Raw genomic sequence first — 6,234 nt, forward strand, 5'->3', positions numbered from 1 at the left:
CATGAGCAGCGCCGCCGGCAGGCGGGTACAGATCAAGGGCCAGGTGCGTTCCGACCGGGCCCAGTGGCGGGACCTGGCGCTGACCAATGCCACCGAGCAGCTGGCCATGCACATCGCGCGCAAGGACAGTGTTGAAAAACGCTTCCTCGAACTGGAAAGCCGACTGCAACTGGGCGAGCCAGTGCAGCGCATGGAGTGTTTCGATATTTCGCACAGCCATGGTGAAGCCACTGTGGCCAGTTGCGTGGTGTTCGATCGGCAGGGGCCGGCGCGGCGTCAATATCGGCGCTTCAGTATAGAAGATATTCAGGCTGGCGATGATTATGCGGCCATGCGCCAGGCGCTGACCCGCCGTTACAGCCGCCTGCTCAAGGAAGAGACTCCGCTCCCTGACCTGATCGTGATCGACGGCGGCAAGGGGCAGTTGGGGGTGGCGCGCGAAGTGATGCAGGAACTGGGTATCAGTCACAGCCGTCTGCTGGGCATCGCCAAAGGTGTTACTCGCAAACCAGGCCTGGAAACCCTGTATCTGGATGATGCGCAGCACGAAGTCGCACTGGAAAAGCATTCACCGGCGTTGCATCTGTTGCAGCATATACGCGATGAGTCGCACCGTTTTGCCGTGGCCGGCCACCGGGCCCAGAGAGACAAGAAGCGCAAACGCTCACTGCTGGATGACATTCCCGGTGTCGGCAACAGCCGACGCAAGGCGCTGATTCGGCACTTCGGCAGTGGTCTGGCGGTCAAGAGCGCCAGTGTCGCCGAAATCAGTCGGGTCGAGGGCATCAGCCGCAAGCTGGCGCAGGCGATTTATGACCATTTGCATGGCTGACTGGCCGAGCAGATCTGGACGCTGGCAGACAGTGCAATTAGCCTTGAGTCAGGTATACTCTCGCCACAAAATCGGGCAGAGCAAAACTCGGCGTTGGGACGCCCGATGTCGCCCGTAAAATATGACAGAACAGGTGCCTTCAGGGTATGAATATTCCAAACATTCTGACCAGTTTCCGCATTTTCATGATTCCGGTTTGTGTGGGCGTCTATTACCTGCCGGTTGACTGGGCCTACATGGCGGCGGCGACTGTCTTTTTGTTGGCCGCCATTACCGATTGGCTGGATGGGTATCTGGCGCGCAAGCTCGACCAGTCCACGCCGTTTGGTGCCTTTCTCGATCCGGTGGCCGACAAGCTGATTGTGGCTGCCGCATTGGTGGTGCTGGTGGAGTCCTATGCCTCTCTGTGGCTGACCCTGCCCGCCATCGTCATAGTGGGGCGCGAAATTGTCATCTCGGCCCTGCGTGAGTGGATGGCCGAGTTGGGCGAACGGGCCAGTGTTGCTGTGTCGATCATTGGTAAGTTGAAGACCGCGGTGCAGATGGTGGCGATCACGGTATTGCTGGCTTCTCCACCCGGAGAGTGGCTGGGTACCATCGGGCTGGCCATGCTGCAGGGCGCAGCCGTGCTGACCTTGTGGTCCATGTTTGTCTATCTGCGTGCTGCCTGGCCCACACTTCGGTCCTGACATCCTGCTGTAAGTACCTAAAATTAAAGGAAAAACCCAACCGTCTGGTTGACAGCATCGGGAATTGCCTTACAATGCGGGGCTCGCTGACAGGCGAGGCTGGATGGCAGAGTGGTTATGCAGCGGACTGCAACTCCGTGTACGCCGGTTCGATTCCGACTCCAGCCTCCATTTTTCTTTCCGGCGGACGTTTCCCAGGCCCGGCCCGAGTGGCGAAATTGGTAGACGCAAGGGACTTAAAATCCCTCGGCCTTCGGGCCGTGCCGGTTCAAGTCCGGCCTCGGGCACCATTACCACTGTCACGTTAATCCTCGAACCCCTTCTAGCCTCTCGACTCTCCTTTCTGCTTCAAGCCGACCGACTTTAGTGCGATTCAAGAGCATTTGCTCCAACTGATCGATTGACTCGTTGAATAGCAGTAATCTTGGCTCGATTTGTCCCGATAATCTATTTCCAGCAGTCTTCAATTAAAAAAATATTTTCCGATACAAGGACTAGTATTGGGGATGCAAGTGCGTGCTTCCTCAAAACAATCGCAAAAATAACGAGGCTGGAGTATATGCGCAACAATCTGCCTGTGACCGACCAGGAGCGGACATTCAGTCCGGACACGCGATTGGTGTCCTCGACAGATCTGGAAGGCCGAATAGTCCACTGCAATGACCACTTTGTAGCGATCAGCGGGTTCACACGAGAAGAACTCATAGGACAACCGCACAATGTCGTGCGCCACCCGGATATGCCCCAGTTGGCTTATCAGGTGATGTGGGAGCACCTGAAGGCGGGCAAACCCTGGATGGGGCTGGTCAAGAACCGGTGCAAGGATGGCGGCTACTACTGGGTCGATGCCTATATCACGCCAGTGACAGAAAACGGCAAGATTGTGGGCTATGAGTCGGTGCGGTCATGCCCGTCAAAAGACGCTGTGCGTCGCGCGGAAAAGCTTTATACCCGCTATGCCAAATACAACGGCAAAAAGCAGGCTGAACAGCCCACAATAAAGGACAGCGCCTGGACCATTCTTCCGGAACACTGGGCAACGCTGGTCGCTTTGCTGCTGGGTGGCGTAATAGCACTGTCCGGCATGTTGGCGTTGTCTGCATTGTTGCTGGGTGCGACGGCTCTGGGCAGCGCGCTGGCACTGACCTGGCGCCAGCGCCAGCAACATGCACAACTGCAGGCGCTCTTGCCGAGTGCGTTCAGTCACGAACTGGCGGCGCTGACCTACACGGACCGGGGCGGACCGGAAGGTCGACTTAAAGTGGCTCTGATGAGCACCAGGGCGCATCTGGATGCGGTGTTGACGCGCATAGACGAGTCGGCACGGCATATGGCGGACAGTACACGGACGGTCAAGACACTGGCCGATGATACCAACGACGTCATAGCCTCTCAGCAGAGTGAAACCGAACAGGTGGCCACCGCCATGGAAGAAATGTCGGCCACCATCAATGATGTTGCGTAAAACGTCCAGCAGACGGCATCCAAGGCTGAAGAGTCAAAAGACCTGGCGACCAATGGTGTCGCCATTGCGCATCGCAGTCGCGAGGGCATACAGGCTCTGAGTGAGCAGGTCCACCAGATCAGTGATTCGGTGCAGGCACTGGCAGACCAGACGGTCAGCATCACCTCAGCAGCGGGTATTATCGAACAGATTGCCGAGCAGACCAATTTGCTGGCGCTCAACGCGGCCATTGAGGCAGCGCGCGCCGGGGAGCAGGGCCGGGGCTTTGCCGTAGTGGCTGATGAAGTACGCAATCTGGCCCAGAGAACGCAGTCTTCCACTCAGGAAATCCACAAGATCATCGAAGCTCTGACCCGGCAGGCGGAATCCTCTGTGGCGGTCGCGAAGCAGGGGCAGCATTCGGCGGAAGAGGGCGTGCAACTGGTCATCAAGACTGAGGAGACTCTCCAGGGCATCATGTCTTCTGTGCAGACCATTTCTGACATGGCAGACCAAATGGCGACCGCAGTGGAGGAGCAGGCTCATGTGTCGGAGGACATCAACAGGCAGATCATGCGAATCTCGGAGAAGGCGAGCGCCAGCCGCAGCAAGTCCGACGAGTCGGCCGAGCAGGTCGAAAACCTGACTGCGGTGGCCCACGACCTGAGTGAACTGGTGGTGCGCTTCAAGCATTGACGCTGATCGTTCACCGCGCCGGGGCAGTGACCCTCGTTGTTGCGAGCACTGCTAGAAACCAAACAGCCGCAGTACCTGCGTTACCGGCATGACCCGTTCACCGTTGCGATAGACTTCGCCCTGACGCATTTCAAGGTGGGTTTCAGCTTTGCCGCCTTCTACCGTGACCAACGGCATGAAGCGCAGGGACAACAGAGTGGTGCGGTACATGGTGGCGGCAGCACGCTGGATCTGTTCTTCCGTGCGTATGATATTCTGTTCTTCTGCCAGAGCACGGGCGTCGGCTTCGGCACGCCATTCGCTGATGCGTCGGATGGCCCCTAGTGAGGCCAGCAGACTGAGTCTGATCTCGGCGTTTTCCAGCAGGTCAACAGGGTCGATCAGGGTGCTGCCGGTGCCACTGGGCAATTGCAGATGCATAGCCCCGGCCAGGTCATAGGCGTTGCTGTCTTCATAGAGGCGAAAGGCCAGTCGTTCGATGTTCACGGTTGGGCCGGCGGCCAGTAGTTCGTCCGAGATGCGCAACAGGCGGTCCTGGCGCTCCGGAGTGAACTGGCGATCGGCGGAACCCGTGGCCAGCTCCTCCAGCAATGCCATCCAGGCATCAGCGTCCAGGTCGGACAAGGCCAGACGCAGCTCGCCGGAATACCAGTCAATTTGTTCCACCAGGCTTTCGCCAAGCGTGACTTCCAACCGGTTGTCGATGCGATCGCCGGAGCGGTTGAACTCCGTGATAATGATGGCGTCTTGCAAGCGGGTGCCACTCACATCCGAAGACAACTCCAGGCGATCGGCTGTCAGCCGGGAGCGAGAGTGCCATTGGTCAGGGCTGTCAAAACTGAAATCGAATTCGGTGGTGGCATTGTGCAGCTCTCCCTGAAAGTCGGCTTCGCCGACCACCAGTTGCCTGATTTGCGCCGCCAGGGTCAGCTGCTGGGCTTCCGGCCGCCATTGAAAATCACCGTCCCAGGCGCTGAGATCAACCTGAAGCGTGCCCGCTAACGGGTCTTCAAAGGTGCCCTGAACCGCATCACCCTGCAGCGAACCCAGGATGGTGCCGCTGGGCTTCAGGCCGGCGCGCAGGTGCAGACCGTTCCAGGATTGTTCTGCCCAGGCCAGCACCACACCGTCGGGTGTAAAGTGCGGCCCCTGGCTGATGCGCGCTGTGCCTTGCAGGGTCAACCATTGTGGCACCCGGTCAGGGGCGGACAGGCGGGCCAGATCCAGCAACGGATGGCCAGCCGGCAGCCGCACACGCACATCGTAAACCAGATTCCCGTGGTACAGGCCCGGCTCATAGCGCAGCCCCTGCAGGTCGATGTCTTCGATCAGTGCCAGTTCCCCGGCCAGTTGCTCGACTTCGGTTTCGAGCATCTGTCCGGTATACAGGCGAGCGCCGCTGTATCCGGCCAGCAGAACCAGCACGATCAATGCGAGTATCAACAGCAAACGCTTCATATCAGGGACCTCCAATGATCCACTATTCCTCGCGCGACTGAGGCTGCATCAGCTCGGGCAGAGGCGTCTGCTCGGTGACCTGGGGCGCAACGGTTTCAGCAAAAAATTCCAGCAGAATCACGAACAGGGCCAACAGCAGAGCAATGCTGAAGGCCCTCTTTACCGCACTGAGGCGCTTGCCTGTCAGGCGCCAGACCAGGTATCTGACCGGCGGTAGCAACAGCAGGGCGATGGCCAGCAGGACGGCACCAATCCATTGCCCGGCAAGCAACACCAGCACGCCGCCCGCCAGAAACAGCAGGCCGAATGTGAAGCCCAGCAGTATACTGGCAAACGTCATGCGCGGATCACGATCGTCGGCAAGGGGATCAGTCACGATCGGTAACCGCACCCTCCGACGCCGAACTCACCGTGCGGGCATATTTGGCCAGCACGCCACGCCGATAGCGCGGCTCGGGGCGCTGCCAGGCCTTGCGCCGGCGTTCCATCTCGGCGTCGTCTATTTCCAGCCGCATTTCGTTGGATTCGGCATCAATTGTGATGGTGTCGCCGTTGTCGATCAGACCAATGGGCCCGCCTTCGTATGCTTCGGGCGTCACATGACCCACGACAAAGCCGTGACTGCCGCCGGAGAAGCGACCATCGGTTATCAGCGCCACCGAGTCGCCGAGGCCGCGCCCCATGATGGCCGAGGTGGGGCTCAACATTTCGCGCATGCCCGGCCCCCCGCGTGGTCCTTCATAGCGAATAACCACCACATCGCCGGCTACGACTGTGCCATCAATGATGCGTGCCTGAGCTTCTTCTTCCGAGTGAAAGACACGGGCAGAGCCCGAGAAGTGGGTACCTTCCTTGCCGGTAATCTTGGCCACCGCACCCGTTGGTGCCAGATTGCCGTAGAGAATACGCAGGTGGCTGTCTTTCTTGATCGGCTGGTTCAGGGCATGAATGATGCTCTGGCCGTCCGGGTAGGGCTCGACGCTGGCCAGGTTCTCGGCCATGGTCTTGCCGGTGACCGTCATGCAGTCGCCGTGCAGTAGACCTGCCTCAAGCAGCATCTTCATCAGGGGCTGGATACCACCGATCGCGACCAGCTCCGACATCATGTAGTGGCC

General features: G+C 59.2%; 7 protein-coding genes and 2 tRNA genes. 6 read left to right on the forward strand and 3 right to left on the reverse strand.

Annotated elements, in window-relative coordinates:
* The 6 genes from LAT62_RS15580 to LAT62_RS15605 form a co-directional block, all read left to right on the forward strand.
* Positions 1-832: helix-hairpin-helix domain-containing protein (locus LAT62_RS15580; RefSeq protein WP_293386021.1), on the forward strand; the 832-nt coding region annotated here is incomplete at its 5' end.
* A gap of 146 nt (positions 833-978) precedes the next feature.
* Positions 979-1,521, forward strand: a complete 543-nt coding sequence (gene pgsA / locus LAT62_RS15585) for a CDP-diacylglycerol--glycerol-3-phosphate 3-phosphatidyltransferase (RefSeq protein ID WP_293386023.1) — start codon at positions 979-981, stop codon at positions 1,519-1,521.
* Positions 1,522-1,618: 97 nt separating this feature from the next.
* Positions 1,619-1,692: transfer RNA gene (locus LAT62_RS15590), tRNA-Cys, on the forward strand.
* Positions 1,693-1,724: 32 nt separating this feature from the next.
* A tRNA-Leu gene (locus LAT62_RS15595) sits at positions 1,725-1,811 on the forward strand.
* Positions 1,812-2,080: 269 nt separating this feature from the next.
* The gene (locus LAT62_RS15600) at positions 2,081-2,986 is read left to right on the forward strand and encodes a PAS domain-containing methyl-accepting chemotaxis protein (protein WP_293386025.1); all 906 of its coding nucleotides are present in this window, start codon (positions 2,081-2,083) and stop codon (positions 2,984-2,986) included.
* 63 nt (positions 2,987-3,049) lie between these two features.
* The gene (locus LAT62_RS15605; protein ID WP_293386033.1) at positions 3,050-3,661 is read left to right on the forward strand and encodes a methyl-accepting chemotaxis protein; all 612 of its coding nucleotides are present in this window, start codon (positions 3,050-3,052) and stop codon (positions 3,659-3,661) included.
* A 51-nt stretch (positions 3,662-3,712) separates the two neighbouring features.
* Here the strand turns inward: LAT62_RS15605 and LAT62_RS15610 are convergent, their stop codons facing one another.
* The 3 genes from LAT62_RS15610 to LAT62_RS15620 all read right to left on the reverse strand — a co-directional run.
* Positions 3,713-5,119: a DUF945 family protein gene (locus LAT62_RS15610; protein WP_293386027.1), complete on the reverse strand. Its 1,407-nt coding sequence runs from the start codon at positions 5,117-5,119 to the stop codon at positions 3,713-3,715.
* 22 nt (positions 5,120-5,141) lie between these two features.
* Complete coding sequence (locus LAT62_RS15615) at positions 5,142-5,495, reverse strand: hypothetical protein (protein WP_293386029.1); 354 nt, start codon at positions 5,493-5,495, stop codon at positions 5,142-5,144.
* The coding region (locus tag LAT62_RS15620; protein WP_293386031.1) for a dihydroxy-acid dehydratase at positions 5,488-6,234 on the reverse strand (747 nt) is incomplete at its 5' end. The genes LAT62_RS15615 and LAT62_RS15620, both read right to left, overlap by 8 nt.

The organism is Natronospirillum sp. (genome assembly GCF_022565775.1).
Taxonomy (GTDB): Bacteria; Pseudomonadota; Gammaproteobacteria; order Pseudomonadales; family Natronospirillaceae; genus Natronospirillum.